Source organism: Allocoprococcus similis, assembly GCF_054660775.1.
On the sequence record NZ_BAAHSG010000005.1, the window covers coordinates 62,312 to 86,058 of the forward strand.

Genomic DNA, 23,747 nt, shown 5'->3' on the forward strand with positions numbered 1-23,747 from the left:
ATTAGATCCAAGTATTTATTTAATGATTGGGAGGTTTACCATGAACGAAAAGAATTACAGCAAAGTACCAGTATTTGAGAATGGACTTGCACAGCCGGTATTTCCACTTACAGACGGAAAGACAGGAGAAAAGTATGATCCGGCAACATCCAGTATCGTAAGATATTGTGTTTATGTGGAAACAGATTACGATGTGGACGGAGATGGAAAAAGAGATCTTGTGAAAGCTGTTATCCAGGTACCAAGAAGTGCAGTCGAGGGGAATTATAAGGCTGCAACTTTATATGAGGCACGTCCATATGCGGCGGGAGTCCAGCAAGATGGATATCCGCATATGAAAGAAGTGGCAGAAAAAGAATATCATCCGGTTAATTTTGCAGATCTTGACAAAAAAGTGGATGCGCATGTTCCGCAGGGATGCATCAGTGCAATGGATCTTTCTTTAAAAGCAGATCCAGCAGACTGGTATTATCCGGATAAAGGAAATAATAACGTTATGGTCTTTGAAAATATCGACACCTTTGATTATTATCTTGTACGTGGATTTGCAGTTGTTTTAAGTGCAGGATTTGGTTCAAAAGGATCTGACGGATTCAACTATGTTGGTTCAGACTATGAAAGAGACGCTTTCAAAGCAATTGTAGAATGGCTGCATGGAGACCGCATCGGATATGCAGACCGCGAAGGAACGGTTGAGACAAAGGCAGACTGGTCCAACGGAAAAGTTGCCATGACAGGAAGATCTTACGCCGGAACCATGCCGTTTGCAGTGGCAACAACAGGAGTAGAAGGACTGGAGACAATCGTACCGATCGCAGGAATCGCGGACTGGTACAGCCAGCAGAACATGCAGGGCGCACAGCGGTACTGGCCGAAAGAAATGCTGAACAGCTTCCTTGCTTATTTTTGTTCCAGCCGTTACAATGATGAGACATTAACCGAGAAGCAGCGGGATGATATGGGAGCATTCCATCATGAGATGAGCCTTCAGCAGATCAAGGGTGGATTTGACTATAATCCGGAATTCTGGGGTATGGGAAATTATCGCCTTCATGCAGACCGGATCAAATGCAGTGCGCTTATCGTACAGGGACTGAATGACGAGAACGTGTCTACCAAGCAGTATGAGATGATGTACAAATCTTTCCAGAAGGCAGGAAAGAATGTAAAAGCAATCCTTCATCAGGGTGCACATATCACACCAACTATGCCGAAACGATATGGAATCCTTGTGGATGGTAAATTCTATGATGATATTATCAATGAATGGATTTCTCATTATTTATACGGAGTTGAAAATGGTGCAGAGAACAGACCGGCAATCCTGGTGCAGATGAACTATGACCAGAGAAAATGGGAGACAGCAGATTCCTGGGAGACAGCATATAAGATGAATCTTACATGCGAAGAACAGGGAACAACTGTAATCGATACAGACTGGGAAGCAGCGGGTGTCAGTGCAGAGAACTTCGATGATGTGATGGGTGTGAGATCAAGTAATATGGCACAGCGTTATGTGACGGATCCGTTTAAAGAGGCAGTGACGTTACAGGGAACAACCTGTGTAAGATTAAGAGCAGCGTTAAAAGATGGAGATGCAGAAGCAGATTTCAATCCGGTAAACAGTAATGATGCAGATACTCTGACGATGAAGCTTGGAATGCATGAAATGTCAGGACGTATGGATGATGTGAAGCTTACTCTTCTTCTTTGTGACGTATGCGATGAAGAATTTGACAGCATTCAGTCTGTAGATCCGCAGAGAAATACAATTCCGGTCAATGTGGTAAAAGAAGGCGGAATTATCAGCGGAGGAGAGGTCCCGGCATGGAATGAAGCGGAGTTTGCTACTGTACATAAGAAATACCGTGTGATCACACGGGCATTTGCAGATCTGTGCAATCCGGAAGCAGGATATGAACCGGAGACAGCGCAGAACAGTATCGAACTGAAAAATGGTGAATACCATGATTACCATATTTATCTGAATGCGACAAGATATACGGTAGAGCCTGGACATAGTCTGGCACTGGTCATCACGACAGAAGATCCGATCAACTGTCTGATCCACAAGACCTATTCTGTGGAAATCGAGAACGCATCAGTGAAAGCGGAAGTTCCGATGACTGCAGCGGTAGAAGATCGTGTGATGACGAGAAAATAAATTACATAAAAAGATAGTTATATAAGTATTTCATGAAGGATTACCAATTCCTGGAAACAGGTTTTGGTGATCCTTTTTTTACAGTAATGCAGATGTTATCCTATGCTTCGGAAAAATTTTTTAAGATATATCGGGATAATTCTTTTTATTTTTTGGTAAATATTGTAAAATAATTAGAAATGGAAATAGCAGGAAACTGCGTAGTAGAAGTCTGGAGAAAAAGACATGAACGCGGAAGAACGAATGACAAAAGGACAATTAGAAGAAGAAATCCGACATTTTCGGAAGATCTTTCAGGAGATCCGTCTTTTTCCAATTGGAAATATATCCGATATCGATGAAGAATGGAGAAAAATCAACGAGGGGCAGAGATGCTATCATTACTGGAAACGGGAAACACCCTGTGATAACTGTGTAGTGATGCGTGCAGCGACCACGAAAGAAGAAAAAGGAAAGCTGGAGATTGTAAATGGCAGGATTTATCAGGTGATCGCACGTTATATAGAAGTGGATGAGAAGCCATATGTGCTTGAGCTGATCCGTTGCCTGGATAGTGACTGGTCGATTGGAGAGATCAATCATGAGCGTTTGATAGATATATTTGTACATTACAATGACAGGTTATACAGAGATGCAGTGACAGATGCATACAACCGGCGGTATTACGAGGATGAGATGAAGAACAAGAAGAAAAATGCCGGGGTTGCACTGATCGATCTGGATGATTTTAAACTGCATAATGATATCTATGGACATCAGGCAGGGGACATGGCGCTCTATACTGTTGTAGATATTATTCTGAAAAATATCCGTAAGACGGATAAACTGATCCGTTTTGGCGGGGATGAATTCCTTCTTGTGATGCCGGAAGTTACGGAAGAAATTTTTAGCCAGAAACTGCAATTGATACAGGAGCGTATCTATAATGCAAATGTTCCGGGATACCCGAATTTGCGGCTTTCGATCAGTGCAGGTGGTGTGCTGACGGAAGGAAACTGTATTGAGGAAGCCGTGAACAGAGCGGACAAGCTGATGTATCAGGCGAAGGCTACGAAGAATAAAGTGGTTACACAGAAAGATAAAAGAGAGCAGTACGAGAAGCAGATCCAGATTAAACAGCGGATCCTGGTTGTCGATGATTCGGAGATGAACCGTGCGATTCTCTGTGAGATGCTGAAAGATGATTTTGAGATCATTGAAGCGACGAACGGACAGGAATGCGTTTCGCTGATAGAACAATACGGGAAAGAGATATCACTGGTACTGCTCGACATCGTGATGCCGGTTATGGACGGCTTTGAAATTCTGATGTATATGAACCGGAATCACTGGATTGAAGATGTGCCGGTAATTATGATATCCAGCGAGGAATCTGAGAACTATATCCGGAAAGCGTTCAAGTTTGGAGTATCCGATTATATCAGCAGACCTTTTGACAGCAAGGTTGTATACCAGCGTGTATTTAATACGATCAAGCTGTATGCAAAACAGAGAAGGCTGATTTCCATGGTATCCGATCAGATGCATGAAAAGGAAAAGAACAATCAGATGATGGTGGAAGTCCTGAGTCAGATTATGGAATTTCGTAATGGAGAGAGCGGCCTTCATGTTGTCCACATCAATACATTGACGAGACTTCTTCTGGAAAGACTTGTTGAGAATACGGATGCATATAATCTGACGCCGGATGACTGCTATCTGATTTCGACAGCATCCGCGTTTCATGATATCGGTAAGGTTGGAATTGACGAGTCGATTCTGAATAAGCCTGGAAAGCTGACTGAAGAAGAATTTGAGACTATGAAAGAGCATACGCTGATTGGTGCTTCTATGCTGGATAAGCTGGAGCATTATAAGGATGAGAAGATGATCAAGATCGCGTACCAGATCTGCAGATGGCATCATGAGCGTTATGATGGTAAAGGTTATCCGGATGGTCTGACCGGAGAACAGATTCCAATTGCGGCACAGGTCGTATCTGTGGCAGATGTTTATGATGCGCTGGTGAGCAAGCGTGTATATAAAGATGCGTATTCGCATGAGCAGGCAATGAAGATGATCCTGAACGGAGAGTGCGGAGCGTTCAATCCGCTTTTGATGGAAGTACTTGTGGAAATCCAGGATAAAATAAAAAAAGAAATGCATTACGAAGTATAAAAAAGAAGAAATGTTCGGCAGAAACGTCCGCTATGAAAAATCAGTTGTATTTCCCTGACGAATTGTGTATAATAAATGAAATATTCATTTTATATACCAAAAATAAGAAAATGAAAGATCAATGAAAAAATCTTTCAAATCTGGAGGACGATAAGGGATGTTATCTACAATTGAGTCGGTGAATAATGTGGTCAATAATTTTATCTGGGGTGTGCCGGCAATGTTCTGTATCATTGGGGTAGGGCTTCTGCTCAGTGTCAGAACCGGATTTATCCAGATCAGAAAATTTCCATACGCTATGAAGGTGACGATCGGACGCATGCTTCGGAAAAAGGATGCATCAGATGGTGCGATGACGCCATTTCAGGCAGTCTGTACGGCACTCGCGGCAACGGTCGGAACCGGAAATATTGCAGGAGTTGCAGGAGCAATCGCAATCGGAGGACCGGGGGCAGTCTTCTGGATGTGGATATCTGCACTTCTTGGAATGTGTACTAAATTTTCAGAAGTAACACTTGCCGTACATTTCCGTGAAAAGAATGCAGAAGGGGATCTGGTCGGCGGACCAATGTATTATATTAAGAATGGTCTGAATAAAAACTGGCACTGGCTTGCATATTTGTTTGCAGCATTCGGTGTGCTGACGGTATTCGGGACTGGAAATGCGACACAGGTCAATACGATTACGACAGCAATTGATTCCGCATTATTCAATTACGGGGTGATCAGAACCGATGCAGCAAAGACGGTCAATCTTGTGATCGGAATTGTGCTTGCGGTGTTGATCGCACTGATCCTTCTCGGTGGAATCAAGAGAATCGGACAGGTAACGGAAAAGTTGGTACCGTTTATGGCGGTAATCTATATTCTGCTTGCAGTTGGTGTAGTTCTGCTGAACTTTAAGAATATTCCACATGTGTTTGTTTCCATTTTTGAAGGGGCATTTACACCGGCATCGGTTACTGGTGGAGCTGTAGGAAGTTTCTTTATGAGTATGAAAAAGGGAGTATCCAGAGGAATTTTCTCCAACGAGGCAGGGCTTGGTACCGGATCGATCGCACATGCATGTGCAGATACAAAAAAACCGGTGAAACAGGGATTCTTTGGAATCTTTGAAGTATTTGTAGATACGATCGTAATCTGTACTCTGACGGCACTAGTGATCCTGTGCAGTGGAGTCCCGGTTGGATACGGTGAGGCAGCAGGTGCGGAACTTACGATTCTTGGATTTACTTCTACATATGGGAACTGGGTATCGATCTTTACCGCGGTTGCGATGTGCTGTTTTGCATTTTCAACTATTATCGGGTGGGGGCTTTACGGAACCAGATGTATTGAATTTTTATTTGGAACAAAGGTCAACAAACCGTTTATGGTGCTGTATTCACTGGTTGCGATCGTTGGAGCAACGATGGATCTTGGGCTGATGTGGAATATTGCAGAGACATTTAACGGACTGATGGCAATCCCGAACTTGATTGCAGTATTCCTGTTGTCAGGAGTTGTGGTAAAACTTGTGAAAGAATATTTTGCCGGGGAAGGAAAAAACGCATAGACGAAAAGAAATACCTGACAGAAAGTGAGACGGCTTTCTGTCAGGTATTTTTTAATTTCCAAAATCAACGCCATACATTTTAAAATGTGTCTCAATACGCTGTTTGGCTTCCCAAAGAATCTGGACAGCTTCTTTTTCTTTAGACTCGGAAATACGGAAGGTTGGGATGGATATACTTAGAGCAGCGATTGGTGCATTATTGTAATCAAGCGAAACGGCGATACAATTTACCATTAAATTTGTTTCTTCACGTTCCACGGCATATCCCCGTTGACGGGTAAGTTCTAGCTCTTTAAGTAGATCATTTATGGTAGCGATTGTGTGTGGTGTATATGCAGTGAGAACTTCCGGAAACAGGCTACGAATTTCTTCTTCGGATTTATAAGCGAGAAGTGCTCGTCCCAAACCAGTACAGTACAAAGGAAGCTGCTTTCCTACGGAAGACATCAGGCGGATTGGCTGAGGTGAATCCTTTTTTGCAATATAAAGTACCATGTTTCGAGATTGGATACCAAGTTGGCATGTTTCGTTACTTAATGCAGTAATATTATTCATCTCCTGTTGAATGAATTGCAAAGAAGCCTTGCGGTTATTATAGGCTACACCAACAGAATATGTAGCAACTCCGATATGATAGCGAAGCGTATCCTTTTGCATATAAATAAAATTCCGGGCAGTCATCGTATGAACAAGCGGCATAATGCTACTTTTTGGGGCATTCAGTGCTTTGGCAAGTTCGGTAAGAGTCATTCCTTCCTCAGAGTTGGAAAGAAGCTCCAGTATATCAAGCACCCGTTCAGTAGGGCGGTGTTCAGTTGTTGCCATTGATTTAAATCTCCTTTATTAACATTGAAATAATCTAAATTTCAATCAAGTATACAAAAATTATATCAGATATTTGTATGGAATTCCAGAGTTGTTTGACGTATATGTAGAAAATTATATAGAATAATTGTGCAAAATGATAAAAATAATGAATTAATTTAATGATATATTGACAATAAAATACATAAGTGCTATTTTAAAAACATGAAGTATGTAAATACATACGGAGTGCGTATATACGAACGAGTGAAAAGTAAAAGGTAAAGAGGAGGCAAAAAAACTATGATTATGAACTTTTTGAAGAAAGTGCCGGCTGGAATGATGATCGTTCCGCTTTTGATTGGGGCAATTTTAAATACGTTTTGTTCGTCGGTACTTCAGGTAGGTTCACTTACAACAGCAACTTTTTCGAATGCAGGTGCGGCAACAGCGATGGGAATTCAGCTGGTATGTCTCGGAACAACGCTGAGATTTAATGAAATCGGAAGTGTATTCAAACGTGGTGGGGTTCTTCTGATTTCCAAATTTGTGGCTGGAGCAGTAATTGGTATTGTAGTTGGTAAAGTGTTCGGTACAAATGGATTTCTTGGATTATCTGCATTAGCAGTTATCTGTGCGGTAACAAACAGCAATGGTTCCGTATATCTTTCCCTGATGCAGTCTTATGGTGATGAAGTAGATTGTGGTGCAATGGCATTACTCTCATTGAATGATGGTCCATTTTTTACACTGGTCGCAATGGGAGCTTCAGGACTTGCAAATATTCCGATTCTTTCAATCCTTGCGGCAATTACACCGATCATTGTTGGTATGATCCTTGGAAATCTTGATAAATCATTTTCTGATTTCCTTGCACCGGCAGGACCGATTTTAATTCCTTTTGTAGGACTTACACTTGGAGCAGGAATTGATCTTTCCGCAGTTATAAAGGGAGGACCGTCAGGAGTTCTGCTTGGATTTATGACTACTTTTATTGGTGGAGCATTTATTGTATTATGTGATCGGAAGATTTCAAAACGACCGGGTTATGCCGGATGGGCAGTAGCGACAACAGCAGGTAATGCGGTTGCAGTTCCGGCAGTTGTAGGACTTGCAGATAAGAGTCTGGAAGCATATGTACCACAGGCAACAGCACAGGTTGCAGCATCCGTAGTTATCACAGCAATTCTTGTTCCGATCGTCACAAACTGGTGGGCACATAAATATGGCTGCCCGAAATTCCCTCTGGAAGAGAAGAAAACAGAAGCGGCGAAGTAACAAGATATATTGTAACATATTAATTTAAAGATACCAGGGTCAAAATATCTTTTGCCCACAACATCATTTAAACATGAAAATAGGAGATGAGTAAAATGGCAGTAACAGTTAACGCAGCAATTATTGATGAAAAAGATACCGTCGTTGTAGCAATTGAAAAGATTAATGCAGGAGATGAAATAATCTGGAGAGACAGAAACGGAGATGTACAGAAGATTACAGCAGCTACAGATGTACCAATGTACCATAAAGTAGCAATCAAGGAAATGCTAAAAGGAACGGAAGTAGTAAAATATGGAGAACACATTGGTCTTGCAGCATGTGACATCCATGTTGGCGAACATGTACATGTACATAATGTCCAGAATCACAGAGAAAATCTTTAAATACGGAATATAAGAAGACAGGAGGAATTTTAAAATGGAAAAAATGACTTTTTGGGGATATAGAAGACCAGATGGAAGAGTTGGAATCAGAAATAAAATTTTAATTTTACCGGCAAGTGTCTGTGCATCAGATACAACAAGAATTATCGCATCCCAGGTAGAATCTGCAGTTACATTCAATAACCAGAATGGATGTTCCCAGGTTCCGTCAGATCAGCAGTTCACGATGGATGTAATGGCAGGATATGCAGCAAACCCGAACGTATATGGAACGGTCGTTGTATCACTTGGATGTGAAAACTGTCAGATGGATCTTGTGTTAGATGCAATTAAAGAGAGAACGAATAAACCAATCCGCCATTTCATTATCCAGGAAAACGGAGGAACGATTTCTACAGTAGAAAAAGCTGTCCGTGCAGCAAAAGAGATGGCACAGGAAGCTTCTCTTCTGCAGAAAGAAGAATTTGATTTTTCTGAACTGATTATTGGAACTGAATGTGGAGGTTCGGATCCGACTTCAGGACTTGCAGCAAATGTCCTGATCGGAGAGATGAGTGACCGTATGGTAGAACTTGGAGGTACTTCGATTCTTTCTGAGACAACAGAATTTATTGGCGCAGAACATATTCTGGCACGACGTGGAAAGACAAAAGAAATCAGTGACAGAATTTACCAGATCGTTCATGACTATGAGCATGCGATTAAGTTGGTAGGACATGATATCCGTGAAGGAAATCCTTCTCCTGGAAACAAAGAAGGAGGACTTACAACATTGGAAGAAAAATCATTGGGATGTATCCATAAAGGTGGTCATTCAGAAGTAACAGCAGTATATGATTATGCAAAACAGGTAGAACCAAAACAGGGACTTGTTATTATGGATACTCCGGGAAATGACCCATCATCAGTAGCGGCAATGGTAGCCGGTGGATGTCAGATTGTCGTATTTTCTACCGGACGTGGTACACCGACAGGAAATCCGCTTGCACCGGTAATTAAGATCACCGGTAATAAAGTTACTTTTGCAAATATGTCCGATAATATTGATATTGATGCAAGCCCGTATATTTACGGAACCAAGACGATGACAGAACTTGGTGATGAGCTGATGAAAGAAATCAAGGAAGTTGCGGATGGCAAGCTGACAAAAGCAGAAGCTCTTGGATATACAGAAATGGCAATTGCGAGAGTTTGTAACTATATGTAAAAAATGGGGTGAAAGAATTGCGCTATACCAGAGTAAAAGATAAAAATGGAGAAATTCATCTGGCAGCTTTCGAAAAGGAAGAAACCGTGTTTTTTCTGGATGAATTATTCCCGGAATTAAAAGGGAAAACGTTGATAGATTTTGTTCATATGGTAAATGGTGATCCGCAAAAAGCAGCACAGATGATCTGTGCTGCAGATGGATCGGTACATAGAATGGAAGAGCAGGAGATGTTGACACCGATTGAACATACGGTTCATGATATTCTCTGTGTCGGAGTCAATTACACAGATCATCTGGAAGAGACAAAAGAACATCTGGCAGGAGCTGTGTCGGATGAAGTATCCGGTACCGTGTATTTTGCAAAAAGAACAAACCGCATTCTTGGGGCAAATGAAGAGATCCAGGGACGGTTTGATATCGATGAAAAAGTGGATTATGAAACAGAATTAGCGGTTATCATAGGAAAAGAAGGAAAAGGAATCACGGAAGAAAAAGCAGAAGAATATGTATTTGGATATTCCGTATTTAATGATCTTTCTTCAAGAGATCTTCAGACCAGACATGGACAGTGGCTAATGGGAAAAAGTCTGGATAATTATACGATCATGGGACCTGTGATCGTAGACCGTACAGAGCTTCCGATGCCGTTAGAACTGGATATTAAGAGTTATGTGAATGGTGAACTCAGGCAGAATTCAAATACCAAATATCTGATTAAAAAAGTTCCAGGGCTGATTGCTGAATTATCCCAGGGAATTACTCTGGAGGTCGGTGACATTATTGCAACCGGTACACCAGCAGGTGTTGGAATGGGATTTACGCCACCAAGGTTCCTGAAGAAAGGTGATAAAGTTACATGTGAGATAGACCGGATTGGTCAGCTGACGAATTATATTGTCTGATTTTTACAAGAAAGTGAATTAAGATAAAGATAGGAAGAGAGGTAGAAAAATATGTGTAAAATCGTTACACCAGTTGTTACAGTTTTTGATGAAAATGAAAAACCGGATTATGAAGGGAATAAAAAGGTAATTGATTTCCTGATTGAAGGAGGCGTTGATGGAATTCTTGTGTTGGGATCGTCCGGTGAATTTACAGGACTTACGAAACAGGAGAAACATGATTTCTTCAAATTCTATGCAGATTATACTGCAGGGCGCACAAAGCTTTATGCTGGAACCGGAAGCCTTAATTTTGAAGATACTGTGGCGTTGTCAAATGAAGTGAATGAAATGGGCTATGAAGGAGCAATGGTTATCGGACCATGTTATTATGCACTGGATCAGGAAAAGATTTTTGTATATTATGATACGCTTGCAAAGGCGGTAAAAGGAAATCTTTATATTTATAATTTCCCGGCAAGAAGTGGACATTCTATTGCACCGGAAACTTTGAAAAAACTGGTAGAAAATAATGCTAATATTAAAGGATTAAAGGATTCTGTATCAGAGCCAAATCATACAAATGAACTGATGCTGGCAGTAGAAGGACATGAGTTTGAGATGTTCTCAGGATTTGATGATCAGTTCCTTTATAATCTTACATCCGGAGGCGTAGGATGTATCGGGGCACTTTCTAATATCGTTCCTGAAATTTGGAGTGATCTTGTAAAATCAACGAAAGAAAAAGACTTTGACCGGGTTATGAAGTTATCAGCACTGACACATGAACTGATGCCACTCTATGACATGGATTCAAATTTCTCGCTCTTGTTCAAAAAACTAATGCAACATAGAGGAGTAGAAGTTTCGGAATGCGCAATTTTCCCATACAATCAGATGGATGAAGAAGTGTATAAAAAAGCAGAAAGCTTGATGGATAAGGTGATTGAGGAGTATCAGAACCTGAAATAAGAAGAAACAAACAAAGCAGACATTCTGAAATGGAGAATCATCCGCTCCGGTATCAGCCGGGGCCTGGGAGATTCTCCATTTTTATTTAATCATGATTTATTCATTTATTTCAAAACGCCAGTGCTGCCTGATCCCCGGATATTTTTGGTGATCGACTTCGCTCATAAACATATCGTATGGTCTTGCACAGATTTTGAATGGTGCATACATTGCCTGGTAGACAACCAGCTTTTCGCCTGTTTCAGTATGCTCGGCGAAAGCCAGTACATTGTAGAGATATTTGGTGCTCTCTTCGGATACCCATTCTCTTTTGAAATGGCGCACGATATCGCCAACATGGATTTCATGGAGGGGTTCTGCGTCATTTTTTTCGGTATTGGCAGAAAGCGTAGAAGCAGGCTGTGCTTCTGGGATAACCGTACTGGTTTGTGTTGAGGCAGACGATTCCGGGTGGGAAATTACAGACGAAGAATCTATTTTATTTTCCGGATCTGCATCCAGATAAATATACTCATCTTTATCAAGAGAAACCGGTGCGCCGGTCTTGCCGATGATATGAACACCACCATACCAGGTGCCTTCGATTTTAAAAGTATCTCCGATCTGATATTCGGAAGAATATTCATCGTTCTTTTTTATAATTTTAATCTTATCCATAGATAGTACACTCCTGTTTGTATTTGAAAACTAATCTAATTATATGTGCATTTTCCAATTTTTCCAACCTAAAAATGGGAAAAATCGTGTATACTGGAAAGTACTAGTTGCTGGCCACAGGTACTGTGAACAGTAACTAGTACTACGGAAAGGGGAAAGATAAAATGGTAAAACCAATTATGAGAGATCTCTTTTTTCTGCGCCAGAAGGCAGAGAAAGCAACGAAAGGAGATTTTCCAGTTGCAATTGATTTACTGGATACATTAAAAGCGCACGAAGATGGCTGTGTGGGAATGGCAGCAAATATGATCGGGGTAAATAAAGCGATCATTGCAGTCAATATGGGATTTATGAATGTTGCGATGTTCAATCCGAAGATTGTAAAGAGAAACGGAAAGTATGAGACAGAAGAAGGATGCCTGTCTCTGGATGGCGTAAGAAAATGTGTGCGTTATCAGGAAATTGAAGTAGAATACGAGGATATCAATTTTAAACGGCAGAGACAAAAATACAGTGGATGGACGGCACAGATTATTCAACATGAGTGCGATCATCTGAATGGAATTATTATTTGATGGAATACCTAAATCAAAGAGACGGTATTATGGTTTTGCATTTTGTGGAAAGAAAGTCCTGATTGGAACAGATAAATCGGAATAATGTTGTTATTACAACAGAAATGAAAATCCAGAAACCGTATACTTATCCATACAAAAAAAGAAGGTATGAGGAATGAAAATATGAGTAATACAGCGACGATTTCGCAGGGACAGGAGATTTTAGCACTCCAGGATGAACTAACCGGTGCGCTGATCGGTCTTGCCAGATCCTGTGGTAACAATCCAAAGACAGAAAACACAGATGAGATTATCATCGAAGGTCTTGTGCATACGATTACGAACAGTAACACCGGGGCAGCAGCTTTAAAAGCGATGATCGAAAAAGTAAGAGAAGAAAAAAATACCGTCGCACCGGATTGCACAGTCTGTGCAGCACCGTGTGGCAATACCTCCGAATATGATGTGAGCAATATCTGGAAACACGAAACAGATGTGCGCGGCGTGGAGACTGCAATTCTTTTCGGAATCCGGGAGATGGCAGCTATCATTTTCCCGGCGGTCGTCATGGGGAAAACAGATGCGGAAGTGAACGAATTTTTCTATAAGGCACTCTGCATGATCAGTTATGGAATGAGTAAAGAGGATCTGTTACCGGTTGTGCAGGAACTGGGCGAGATGAACCAGAAGTGCAGAAGGCTTCTTGGACAGGTGTAGCAAGAGAAAAGTCTGAAAAAATGAGATTTCTTGACAGAGAACAGGGGATTTGATATTGTTTAAAGGATGGAAAAATCTGACAGACGAGAAATGAACCGATAGAAAAGAAATGAAATAATGGGAAGCGGGTTGCGTCTGGCAATCCGCTTCTTTTGATGAGAAAGAAAAGAGGGCAAAAATGGAACTGAGTATACTTCTGATGGAGCAGATCGCAAAGCTGTTCATTATGATATTCATGGGTTATGCGATAGTCAAAATGGGATTTCTGAAGGATGAAGACAGTAAGGTACTGTCAACACTGGTATTATATCTGATCGTGCCATGTGTGATTCTGAATGCATTTCAGGTGGATTATACCCCGGAAAAGGTGAGCGGCCTTATGCTGGCATGCATCGCGTCACTGCTTCTTTTATTTATCCTGCTCCCGATTGTGAATCTGATCGGAAAAGTCCTGCATCTGAATGAAGTGGAAACCATGTCCATTTACTATTCCAATTCAGGAAATATGATCGTACCGCTTGTGGCATTTATGCTTGGCGAAGAGTGGGTGTTTTATGCATGTGTGTTTATGGGGATTCAGACCATCTTTTTCTGGACACACTGTAAAAATGTACTGAGCCATGAAAAAGGATTTAACCTGAAGAAAATATTTACCAATATCAATATCATTACGATCATAGCAGCGATCGTGTTGTTCTTTGCAAAGATCCGGCTGCCGGAAATCATAACCGGTACGTTAAGTTCTGTCGGGGCAATGGTGGGACCGGCAAGTATGTTTGTAATCGGAATGCTGATGGGCGGAATGAATATCAGAAAGGTTCTGACGAATAAGAAGGCGTATTTTATTGCATTTATGCGCCTGATCGGAATTCCGTTTATTTCGCTTCTGATCCTGAAAATCAGTGGACTGGTTGGATGGAATGCAGATGGGAAGAAGATCCTTCTGATCGTATTTCTGGCGATCATTGCACCGGCAGCTTCGACAGTTACGCAGATGAGTCAGGTGTATGGAAATGATTCCAGGTATGCGAGCACGATCAATGTGCTGACGACACTTGGGACGATCGTGACGATGCCGCTGATGGTGCTGGTGTTCCAGATGGTGATGTAAATAAAAAATAGATAAATGGAGAAAAGAATGTTCCTGGAGGCGGGGATGTTCTTTTTTATTGGAAAAATATTTGATTTTAGGGAAGGATTATATGGATATAAAGAAAATATTATACAGATGATGTGAAATAGTAAGAAAGAGAGTTTTTGTTATAAATGCACAAAAGATATAGTATGAAATTGCTGGATATGACAAAAATAAATAATAGTATTTACATTTTTGAAACCAAGTTGTATATTAAAGAAAAAGGAACTGGTCATGACGACATGACATCATAACGAAGGAGGAAGAAAAATGAAAAAAAGAGTAGTACAAGCATTGGGATGCTTACTTGCAATGACAATGGTAGCAGGAAGCTTGACAGCATGTGGAGGAAAATCTGAGAAAAAAGCGGAAAAAAAAGAGGGAAGCGATGTAAAGGTTGCAATTATTTGTTCAGCTGCCGGACAGAATGATAATGGATATAATCAGTCTGCTGTGGAAGGAGCAAAAAAAGCTGCCGATGAATTTGGAATTGAATACAAGGTTGTCGAGCCTACAACAGGTGTACCGCAGGCGTTGGAATCACTGGCTGATGACGGATACAATGTAATTTTCAATCTGGAATATGATTTTGAAGCACTGATTCAGGGGACTGGTGGAGCACAGCCAATTGCAGAGATGTATCCGGATACAACATTTGTATGTGTAAATGATAATCCAAACCAGGATAAAGACGGAAAGACAATCCATGATAACGTAATCAGTGTTCTGTTTGATGTACATCAGGCATCTTTCGTAGCAGGTGCACTTACTACATTGGTAAATGAAAATGCAGAAACTTTGTTTGGTACAGATGACTATAATTTTACACCGGCAGATGATGGTGGACGTTCAGTAGGATTTATCGGAGGAACAAATTCAAACGGTATCACAGTATTCTCTTATGGATATATTGAAGGTATCAACTATGAAGCTGAAAAGCTGGGTGTAAATTATGATTACTATGCAAAATATGATGCAGGATTTGCTGATTCTGCAACAGGAAGTACAGTAGCAGGAACATATTATAATCAGGGAGCAAATATTGTATTTTCAGTAGCTGGTTCTGTAGGTGATGGTGTTGCATCAAAGGCAAAAGAAGAAGGAAAGCTTGCAATTCAGGTAGATGCTAACAAAGATGATCAGCAGCCAGGATATGTTCTGACAAGTGTTATTAAAAATACAGAAGTACCTGTATATGACATTGTAAAAGAAGCAGTAAATGGAAAGATTGATAAGATGGATCGCGCACAGACATATTCATTAGCATCAGGCGCGGCTTCTATTACAGATCTTTCAGAAATCAGCAAACATATACAGGATAGCGGAAAAGACAAATGGGAAGAAATCAAAGCTGAAATCAAAGATGTAGAAGACAAGATTTCAGATGGAACAATTGTAGTAACGGATGCACAGAGTGGAGAAGAATTCGATGCTTCTAAATGCCCGAATGTTACAGTAAAATAGTTGTTTTGACAGAAAGGAAGCAGCAATATGAACAGCATGATACAGACGGTTGATCTGACCAAAAAATTTAACGATTTTGTCGCAAATGATCATATTAATCTGGATGTAAAAGAACAGGAGATTAAATGTATTGTAGGTGAAAACGGTGCAGGAAAATCTACAATGATGAATATGCTCTACGGATTGCTGCAGCCAACAAGCGGGAAAATCCTGATCCGGGGAAAAGAAGTTACACTGAACAGCCCGGTTGATGCGATTGCAAACGGGATAGGGATGGTGCACCAGCATTTTAAGCTGGTGCCGTCTCTCACCGTATATGAAAATATACTGTTGGGTGCGGAAATTACACAGAAAAAAGGCGGAATGAAAACTCCGTTTATCGATCAGAAAGAGGAAATTAAAAGAGTTGAGAAACTGATTCAGGAAAATCATCTGGAATTGAATGCAACAGATAAGATTGAAGATATATCTGTCGGGGGACGTCAGAGAGTAGAAATTCTAAAGATGTTATATAGAAATGTAGACATATTGATTCTGGATGAGCCGACAGCCGTACTCACACCACAGGAAGTTGATGAATTGATTGCAACGCTCAAAAATTTGAAAGAGCAGGGAAAAACAATCATTGTTATTACGCACAAATTAAGAGAAGTAATGGAACTGGCAGACAGTATTACCGTAATAAAACAGGGAAAAGTTGTTGGAAATGTATTAAAGAAGGACACAAGTGAACGGGAACTGGCACAGATGATGGTTGGAAGAGATGTTGTTCTTACTGTAAATAATGAACGAAAACAACAGATTGAATCAGAGATTATGTACAAAGCAGAAAATCTTACGACTGTAAATGACTACGGAAAAGAAGTTGTATCAGATATGTCGTTTGAAGTGCATAAAGGTGAGATCCTTGGAATAGCCGGTGTTGAAGGAAACGGACAGTCAGAGCTTGTAAAGCTTATGACTGGCTTGATGGAATCAACGAAAGGGACAGTATTTTTTGACGGTAAAGATATTACAAACTGGTGGCCGGAAAAATTAAGAAAAGCGGGAATTGGAATTATTCCTGAGGACAGATATGCACAGGGATTGTGCCGGGAAATGACGGTCTCCGATAACTGTATAGCAGGATATCATGGAGAAAAAGATGTTTGTAAACACGGACTTTTTAATAAGAAAACAATCAATGCCAAAAGAGATAAATATATCAAAGAATTTGATATCCGTCTGGGAGATGTGAATGGTAATATAGGCAATCTGTCAGGAGGAAATGCACAGAAAGTTATCATTGCAAGAGAGCTTTCAGCAAATCCAAAACTTCTGATTGCTTGCCAGCCAACGCGAGGCGTTGATATCGGATCTATTGAATTCATACATAAACAGATTCTGAAATTCAGGGATGCAGGAAATACTGTTATCTTGATTTCAAGTGAGCTGTCAGAAATTATGAGTTTATCTGATCGGGTAATTGTTATGTATAAAGGTAAGATTTCAGGAGAAGTATCACCGAAAGAAGTGTCTATGGCTGCTATGGGACTTTTGATGGCTGGAATTGGAAAGGAGGAACAGGATCATGAAAAAGAAAGATAGTATTATAAAAGGAATTGTCAATTCTGTACTTCCGGTAATTCTTGCATTTGCATTTGGAGCAATTATTATTGCGGCGATTGGGGAAAGTCCACTGGAAACATACGGGGTACTGATCAGGAAATCACTTTTGACAGAAAAAGGCTTTATGAATACGCTGCATTATGCATCGCCGCTTATTTTGACAGGACTTGCGATTGCAATTACATTCAAAGCTAATCTGTACAACATGGGTGTAGAAGGACAAATGCTTTTGGGAGGATTCTTTGCAGGAATCACTGGAGCATATCTTAACATTTCCAATCCATTTATAAGTAAACTGATTTGCTTTTTAGTTGCAATTATTTGTGGAATGTTATTTGCATTGATTCCGGCAATTTTGAAAGCAAAATGTAATGTAAATGAGATGGTTGTAACTTTGATGTTAAACTATGCAGTTTCAAAGACTTTGGAATTTTTAACCACCGGTGTATTCAAAGATAAGAGTGCAGGGTATGTGGCTACACCAACGATTAAAGAGGATGTAATGTTCAAAAGATTCGGAGCATCAAGAATGACTATGTTTTTTGTAATTGCAATGATTATTCTGGTGATTATGTATTTTGTTATGAAAAAATCAAAACTGGGATATGAAATTACAGCAATCGGAAAAAATCCGGAATTCGCAGAAGCAACAGGTATGAATGTCGGCAAGAAAATCATTATCATGATGCTGATCAGTGGCGCACTTTCCGGTATAGCAGGAGCAGGATGGATGTTAAGTGATCAGTTTAAATATACGCTGACATTTTCTGCAAATCCTGGCCTTGGATGGGATGGTATGTTGATTGCTCTGCTCGGTGGACATTCGCCAATTGGAATTTTGATCGCGGCAATCTTTTATGCTGCATTAAAAACCGGTAGTGACAGCATCAATATGTATACTGCAGTTCCGAAAGAAATCGTTGCAATTATTCAGGGAATGATCATTCTGTTCCTGGCAGTTAAGTTTATTGGTGATAAAACAAGCGTATTTGGCCGTTTTAAAAAGGCGAAAAAGGAGGATGCATAATGGAATTATTAAATAGTATTTTGTATGACACAGTATACCATAGTGCTCCTATTATTCTATGCGTGATCGGTGGAATATTTGCATATAAAGCAAATGTATTGAATATCGCACTGGAAGGAATGATGCTGAATGGAGCATTTATTTCAGTGTTAGTCGAGTATCTGACAGGAAGTGTGGCTCTGGCAGTGATTGCCGCAATCGTAACGACTTTATTGTGGGGACTTGTATTTTCATTCTTAGGAATTACTTGTAATGGTAATGTTATTGTTATCGGTCTTGGAATTAACTTGATTGTTCCAGCGATTGCAAAATTTGTACTGAAAGTTATGGAGCTTGCTAATATCAGTCTTCAAGATGTAGGAGTTGCAGATTTTAAGATCAATATACCGGGCATCAAGAGTATTCCGCTGATTGGTGGAATCGTAAGTGGTCATCCGGTCATTACATATCTGGCATTTATTGGAATTGCGGCAGCAGCTATTCTGATGTACAAAACAAAATTTGGAATCTATGTCAGAGTTGTTGGTGAAAATGAAGATTCAGCGATCAGTCTTGGACTGAAAACACAGAAATACAAATATATTGCTGTTCTGATTGGAGCATTTTGCTGTGCATTAGCCGGAATCAATTTATCAATGGAGAGAATGGCAATGTTTACAAGTGACATGACAGCAGGACGAGGCTTTATCGCAATTGCAGCAATTTATTGTGGACAGGGGAAACCGGTACAGTCTTCACTCTATGCAATCTTATTCGGTGTTGCAAGATCACTTGCAGTCAATTTAAGTGTATATGCAGGACCGGCAGCGGGAATGTTCGATACGATTCCGTATATCATTATGGTAGCGGTGCTTGCAGTTGTTTCATTTATGAAATTTAAGGATGTTAAGGTAAGAGGATACAAGTTCGACTAAGGGGGAAGAAAATGGCAAAGACAGCATTGATTATTGTGGACATGGTTCGCGATTTTACGGATCCGGAAGGTCTGGTATTTTATCCTGAGAATCAAAAGATTCTTCCACGGATCAAAAAGGTTCTGGATGAAAGCCGGAAACATGAACTGCTGATTGTTTTTTTACAGCACTGTAACAGAAAAGATAAAGTAGATAAAAAAGCACAGTCCATGAGACCAAATTGTATAGAAGGGACTTTTGGAATTGAAATTGATCCAATGTTGGAAGTTGATGAAAAGAAAGATTATGTCATCCGAAAGAGAAGGTACAGTGGATTCTTCGGCACAGACCTGGATCTGGTATTGCGGGAAAATGAAGTGGAAAATGTAGTCGTTGTTGGAACGAAAACAAACTGCTGCATTCGGGCAACGGTGACAGATGCATTTTATCTGAATTACAACCCATATGTTATCCGGGAATGTGTGGCAACGAATTCAGAAACAGTTAATGAAGTTCATCTGACAGATATTGATAAGTATCTGGGAAAAGTCATTGATATGAATACATTCAGCAAGATGCTGGAAGAGGGACAGTTGTAGGAGGCACGGATAATGAAAGTAGATGTTCTGACAAGCGGCTATGTAAGTATGGATCACATTATAAAAATAGCAACACCTGCCAAAGTGGGATTTACATCACTGGTTACAAATAAATCCAATTCAAAAATTTATTACGGAGGCTGTTCTGTAAATATTGCCTATGCACTTTGCCAGCTTGGAATGAAGGCAATGCCAGTTTTAAGAGTAGGCGGAGATTATGAAAGTAATGGTTTTAAAAAGTTTCTGGAAGAAGGAAATGTACCACAGGATGGGATTACACAAATAGCAGAGGAAGCAACCAGTGTATGTTATTTGTTACAGGATAATAATAACGATCATATTACCATATTTTATCCTGGAGCAATGGATGGAAGATATGCACAGAAAATGAAAGACAGCTTGTTTGAAACGGCAAAGCTGGGAGTGATAACCGTTGCATCAAGACCAGATAATGAAGAGTTTTTTGCAAAATGTAAAAAGCATCATGTACCGGTAGTTTTTGGAATGAAAGATGATTTTGATGCATTTCCAGAACCATTTTTGAAACAATTGTTAACAGAAAGCAAAATCATTTTCACAAATGAAGTAGAATGTGAAATTATTGAAAAGCTTTTCGGACTAAATACGATTACAGAGCTGTTTAAAATTGGAAAAGCAGATATTATTGTGACAACTCTGGGAAAAGACGGAAGCATTTGCTATGTGCGGGAAGACGGAAAAATACGGAAAGAAGAGATTGGAATTTGTAAAGTGGAACAGGTAGTAGATGCAACTGGATCGGGAGATGCTTACATGGCAGGATTTGTTTATGGATATTTGCACGGATATTCTCCGGCAGACTGCTGTAGGCTTGGAAGTGTATTATCTTACTTTGTTTTACAGGCAGAAGGGTGCTGTACAAATGCGCCAACAGAACAGGAATTATTACAGAAATTTGAAACATTACACTGAAAGGGGAAATGCAGATGAGTACATTATATATGGGAGCAAGCGAAGAAACGGTTGCGAAATATGTACTTTTTTCGGGAGATCCATGGAGAGTAGAAGTTGTAAAAAAGTATTTGGATAACCCCAAAAAAGTTGCATTCATGAGAGAGTTCAATACATATACAGGAACCTATAAAGGAGTAGAGATTACAGTAACGTCGACGGGAATCGGGGCACCGTCCGCAGCGATTGCGATGGAAGAGATGTATGAGTCTGGAATGCAAGTTGCTGTGAGAATGGGAACTGTAATGTCGATGCAGGATGATATGTTGGGACATTTTATGATCCCGATTGCCGCAATGAGGCGTGAAGGAACCAGCCAGACTTATGTGGATCTGAGTTACCCTGCGGTTGCAGATATTGAACTTGTCAATGTGATGAACGAAACAGTTCAACAGATGGGAAAACGGTATTTAAATGGACTTAATTGTACGATGGATGGATTTTACAGTTGTATGCATGATTCTAAATTTTCTCTGGAGTGTGGACGTGATATGTCAAAAACATTTGAAGAGGTCAAGAAACTTGGGGTAACAGGAATCGATATGGAATCTTCATGTATTCTGACACTGGGACGACTGATGGGAGTTAAGACCTGTATTTTAACAGTGGTTACGGTACTTGAAAATTTGAAGGAAACTTTAAAGGGACAGGATCGTGTAGATGCAGAGGATTTACTCTGTAGAACAGCGCTGGAAGGAATTTATAATTATCATGTAAAAAGAGAGGATGGTAAACATGAGTAAAGAGATACTTACTTTAAATTCACAGACAGTAATCGGAATGGTGCATTGTCTTCCGCTTCCGACAACAGCTGGATTTGATGGGGATTATCAGAGAATTATTGACCGTGCAGTTCAAGATGCGGTTACACTTGAAAAAGCAGGAGTAGATGCTGTTATTGTAGAGAACATGGGAGATACACCGTTTTCGGCTTTTTTGAACAAGGCACAGGTAGCTGCCCTTACAGCTGCTGCATATGCTGTAAAACAGGCAGTTCAGATTCCGGTAGGACTTGATGCGGCGTTTAATGACTGTGAGGCTGATATTGCAATTGCAGCAATGGTAGGAGCTTCCTTTATCAGAGTTCCGGTATTTGTAGACACAGTATTGTTTACAGATGGAATTATTCAGCCTTGTGCAAAGAAATGTATGGAATATCGTAAGATGATGGGGCAGGAAAATGTTAAGATCCTTGCCGATGTGCAGGTAAAACATGCACATATGTTAAGGGAGCATATTACAATTGAGCAGTCAGCAAAAGATGCTGCATCAAACGGAGCAGACGGAATTATTGTTACAGGTACACAGGTTGGAGAAGAGACACCATTGGATCTGATTAAGAGAGTGAAAAATGTTGTAAACCTTCCGGTGTTTGCAGGAAGTGGTGTAAATGCAGAAAATATTCATGATCAGCTTCAGACAGCAGATGGTGCGATTATCGGTTCCAGCTTGAAAGAGGGAGGAATTTTAACAAATCCAATCTCTTATGAACTGGTTAAGAAAGTATTAGACGGATTGAAATAGAGAAAGGCAGGAAGATAAAAATGATGCGACCAATGAAACTTGCAGGATCAGAATTGATGTTTGGAGAAGGAAGTCTTGCATATATTAAGACAATTAAAGCAAAAAAAGTCAGTATTGTTATTGGCGGACATAGCATGGAAAAGAGTGGAATGCTGGCAAAGGTAGAAGGATATTTTAAAGAAACCGGTGCTGAAACAATGGTTATCAGAGGCGTAGAACCAGATCCGTCTTTTGAAACTGTACTCAGAGGAAGAAATGAAATGCTGGAATTTGAACCAGATCTGATTGTCGGACTTGGCGGTGGATCAGCAATGGATGCTGCAAAAGCAATGTGGATCTTTTATGAACATCCGGAACTGACTCAGATGGAAGATATTCTTCCGCCGAATGAATTTCCGAAATTACGAGGTAAAGCAAGAATGTGTTGTATTCCTTCAACAAGTGGAACGGCAAGTGAAGTTTCACGTTCTATCGTAATTTCAGATAATGAAAAAGGATTAAAGCATGGTGTTGGAAATATGGAAATGATGCCGGATATCGCAATCTGTGATCCGGAAGTAACAATGTCTATGCCGGCTAAGATTACAGCAGAGACAGGAATGGACGCGCTTACCCATGCACTGGAAGCACTTGCTTCAAACCGTGCAAATTATCTGTCAGATATTCTTGCAAGTCAGGCAGCCCAGGATATTATGGAAACTTTACCTGTAGCATATGAGAATGGTAATGATATAAAAGCAAGAGAGATTATGGTACAGGCATCTATGGTAGCTGGAATTGCATTTACGAATGTATCACTTGGAATTGTACATTCTATGGCTCATACGATCGGAGGAATTTTCCATGTATCTCATGGTCTGGCAGATGCCATTATTTTGCCATATATCATTAGATATAATGAGCAGAATGAAACTGCAAAAGAAGTTTATGCAAAATTTGCAAAGAGAATCGGAGCAGAAAATCTTCATGAAGCAGTAGAAGCTTTAAATGAAAAGTTAAATATTCCGAAATGCTTTAAAGAAATCATTCCGGATGAAGAAAAATATATGGCAAAACTGGATGAGATGGCTCCGCTTGCAAAAGCTGATGGATGCACAAAAACAAATCCGGTTATTCCGGAAATTGACGAATTTAAAGAATTATTTATCAAGGTGTACAGAGGAGAATAA

General features: G+C 40.2%; 22 protein-coding genes. 20 read left to right on the top strand and 2 right to left on the bottom strand.

What is annotated here, in order from left to right; translation table 11 throughout:
- The first annotated feature begins 40 nt into the window (after nucleotides 1-40).
- The 3 genes from ACYQ5K_RS02130 to ACYQ5K_RS02140 all read left to right on the top strand — a co-directional run bounded on the left by ACYQ5K_RS02130 (nucleotide 41) and on the right by ACYQ5K_RS02140 (nucleotide 5,876).
- Complete coding sequence (locus ACYQ5K_RS02130; protein ID WP_195230743.1) at nucleotides 41-2,164, top strand: CocE/NonD family hydrolase; 2,124 nt, start codon at nucleotides 41-43, stop codon at nucleotides 2,162-2,164.
- A 225-nt stretch (nucleotides 2,165-2,389) separates the two neighbouring features.
- Nucleotides 2,390-4,321 carry a diguanylate cyclase domain-containing protein gene (locus tag ACYQ5K_RS02135; protein ID WP_173688285.1) on the top strand — a complete coding sequence of 644 codons (1,932 nt, stop codon included), beginning with the start codon at nucleotides 2,390-2,392 and terminating at the stop codon, nucleotides 4,319-4,321.
- 157 nt (nucleotides 4,322-4,478) lie between these two features.
- Complete coding sequence (locus ACYQ5K_RS02140; RefSeq protein WP_173688284.1) at nucleotides 4,479-5,876, top strand: alanine/glycine:cation symporter family protein; 1,398 nt, start codon at nucleotides 4,479-4,481, stop codon at nucleotides 5,874-5,876.
- Between the two features lie 51 nt (nucleotides 5,877-5,927).
- Here ACYQ5K_RS02140 and ACYQ5K_RS02145 read toward each other — a convergent pair whose 3' ends face one another.
- Nucleotides 5,928-6,701 carry an IclR family transcriptional regulator gene (locus ACYQ5K_RS02145; protein ID WP_173688283.1) on the bottom strand — a complete coding sequence of 258 codons (774 nt, stop codon included), beginning with the start codon at nucleotides 6,699-6,701 and terminating at the stop codon, nucleotides 5,928-5,930.
- A gap of 282 nt (nucleotides 6,702-6,983) precedes the next feature.
- Between ACYQ5K_RS02145 and ACYQ5K_RS02150 the strand changes: the two genes are divergently transcribed.
- The 5 genes from ACYQ5K_RS02150 to ACYQ5K_RS02170 all read left to right on the top strand — a co-directional run bounded on the left by ACYQ5K_RS02150 (nucleotide 6,984) and on the right by ACYQ5K_RS02170 (nucleotide 11,407).
- Complete coding sequence (locus tag ACYQ5K_RS02150) at nucleotides 6,984-7,958, top strand: 2-keto-3-deoxygluconate permease (RefSeq protein ID WP_173688282.1); 975 nt, start codon at nucleotides 6,984-6,986, stop codon at nucleotides 7,956-7,958.
- Nucleotides 7,959-8,053: 95 nt separating this feature from the next.
- Complete coding sequence (locus tag ACYQ5K_RS02155; RefSeq protein ID WP_243259162.1) at nucleotides 8,054-8,344, top strand: UxaA family hydrolase; 291 nt, start codon at nucleotides 8,054-8,056, stop codon at nucleotides 8,342-8,344.
- Nucleotides 8,345-8,378: 34 nt separating this feature from the next.
- The gene (locus ACYQ5K_RS02160; protein ID WP_330586005.1) at nucleotides 8,379-9,551 is read left to right on the top strand and encodes a UxaA family hydrolase; all 1,173 of its coding nucleotides are present in this window, start codon (nucleotides 8,379-8,381) and stop codon (nucleotides 9,549-9,551) included.
- A gap of 17 nt (nucleotides 9,552-9,568) precedes the next feature.
- Entirely contained in the window at nucleotides 9,569-10,456 is an 888-nt protein-coding gene (locus ACYQ5K_RS02165) for a fumarylacetoacetate hydrolase family protein (RefSeq protein WP_243259163.1), read from the top strand.
- Between the two features lie 51 nt (nucleotides 10,457-10,507).
- Nucleotides 10,508-11,407: a dihydrodipicolinate synthase family protein gene (locus ACYQ5K_RS02170; protein ID WP_459777244.1), complete on the top strand. Its 900-nt coding sequence runs from the start codon at nucleotides 10,508-10,510 to the stop codon at nucleotides 11,405-11,407.
- A 96-nt stretch (nucleotides 11,408-11,503) separates the two neighbouring features.
- Here ACYQ5K_RS02170 and ACYQ5K_RS02175 read toward each other — a convergent pair whose 3' ends face one another.
- Nucleotides 11,504-12,064, bottom strand: a complete 561-nt coding sequence (locus ACYQ5K_RS02175; RefSeq protein ID WP_173688279.1) for a DUF1653 domain-containing protein — start codon at nucleotides 12,062-12,064, stop codon at nucleotides 11,504-11,506.
- A gap of 164 nt (nucleotides 12,065-12,228) precedes the next feature.
- On the opposite strand from ACYQ5K_RS02175, the gene ACYQ5K_RS02180 reads away from it, so the two are divergent.
- The 12 genes from ACYQ5K_RS02180 (at nucleotide 12,229) to ACYQ5K_RS02235 (ending at nucleotide 23,747) form a co-directional block, all read left to right on the top strand.
- Nucleotides 12,229-12,639 carry a peptide deformylase gene (locus tag ACYQ5K_RS02180; RefSeq protein WP_055247494.1) on the top strand — a complete coding sequence of 137 codons (411 nt, stop codon included), beginning with the start codon at nucleotides 12,229-12,231 and terminating at the stop codon, nucleotides 12,637-12,639.
- A gap of 165 nt (nucleotides 12,640-12,804) precedes the next feature.
- Nucleotides 12,805-13,338, top strand: a complete 534-nt coding sequence (locus ACYQ5K_RS02185; protein WP_173688278.1) for an anaerobic carbon-monoxide dehydrogenase catalytic subunit — start codon at nucleotides 12,805-12,807, stop codon at nucleotides 13,336-13,338.
- Between the two features lie 178 nt (nucleotides 13,339-13,516).
- Complete coding sequence (locus tag ACYQ5K_RS02190; protein ID WP_173688277.1) at nucleotides 13,517-14,449, top strand: AEC family transporter; 933 nt, start codon at nucleotides 13,517-13,519, stop codon at nucleotides 14,447-14,449.
- 294 nt (nucleotides 14,450-14,743) lie between these two features.
- On the top strand, nucleotides 14,744-15,937 hold the full coding sequence (locus tag ACYQ5K_RS02195; protein WP_173688276.1) for a BMP family lipoprotein: 1,194 nt from the start codon (nucleotides 14,744-14,746) through the stop codon (nucleotides 15,935-15,937).
- Nucleotides 15,938-15,964: 27 nt separating this feature from the next.
- Nucleotides 15,965-17,524, top strand: coding sequence for an ABC transporter ATP-binding protein (locus tag ACYQ5K_RS02200; RefSeq protein WP_173688275.1), 1,560 nt, complete (start codon nucleotides 15,965-15,967; stop codon nucleotides 17,522-17,524).
- On the top strand, nucleotides 17,508-18,572 hold the full coding sequence (locus ACYQ5K_RS02205; RefSeq protein ID WP_173688274.1) for an ABC transporter permease: 1,065 nt from the start codon (nucleotides 17,508-17,510) through the stop codon (nucleotides 18,570-18,572). Before ACYQ5K_RS02200 ends, ACYQ5K_RS02205 begins: the two co-directional genes overlap by 17 nt.
- Nucleotides 18,572-19,486, top strand: a complete 915-nt coding sequence (locus tag ACYQ5K_RS02210) for an ABC transporter permease (protein WP_008373427.1) — start codon at nucleotides 18,572-18,574, stop codon at nucleotides 19,484-19,486. Before ACYQ5K_RS02205 ends, ACYQ5K_RS02210 begins: the two co-directional genes overlap by 1 nt.
- Nucleotides 19,487-19,497: 11 nt before the next feature.
- Complete coding sequence (locus ACYQ5K_RS02215; protein WP_022219927.1) at nucleotides 19,498-20,064, top strand: cysteine hydrolase family protein; 567 nt, start codon at nucleotides 19,498-19,500, stop codon at nucleotides 20,062-20,064.
- 12 nt (nucleotides 20,065-20,076) lie between these two features.
- Nucleotides 20,077-21,015 carry a carbohydrate kinase family protein gene (locus ACYQ5K_RS02220; RefSeq protein WP_173688273.1) on the top strand — a complete coding sequence of 313 codons (939 nt, stop codon included), beginning with the start codon at nucleotides 20,077-20,079 and terminating at the stop codon, nucleotides 21,013-21,015.
- A 14-nt stretch (nucleotides 21,016-21,029) separates the two neighbouring features.
- On the top strand, nucleotides 21,030-21,797 hold the full coding sequence (locus tag ACYQ5K_RS02225; protein WP_173688272.1) for a nucleoside phosphorylase: 768 nt from the start codon (nucleotides 21,030-21,032) through the stop codon (nucleotides 21,795-21,797).
- Nucleotides 21,790-22,578: a BtpA/SgcQ family protein gene (locus ACYQ5K_RS02230; RefSeq protein ID WP_022219925.1), complete on the top strand. Its 789-nt coding sequence runs from the start codon at nucleotides 21,790-21,792 to the stop codon at nucleotides 22,576-22,578. The genes ACYQ5K_RS02225 and ACYQ5K_RS02230 overlap by 8 nt, the downstream gene beginning before the upstream one ends.
- 20 nt (nucleotides 22,579-22,598) lie before the next feature.
- Complete coding sequence (locus ACYQ5K_RS02235) at nucleotides 22,599-23,747, top strand: iron-containing alcohol dehydrogenase (protein ID WP_173688271.1); 1,149 nt, start codon at nucleotides 22,599-22,601, stop codon at nucleotides 23,745-23,747.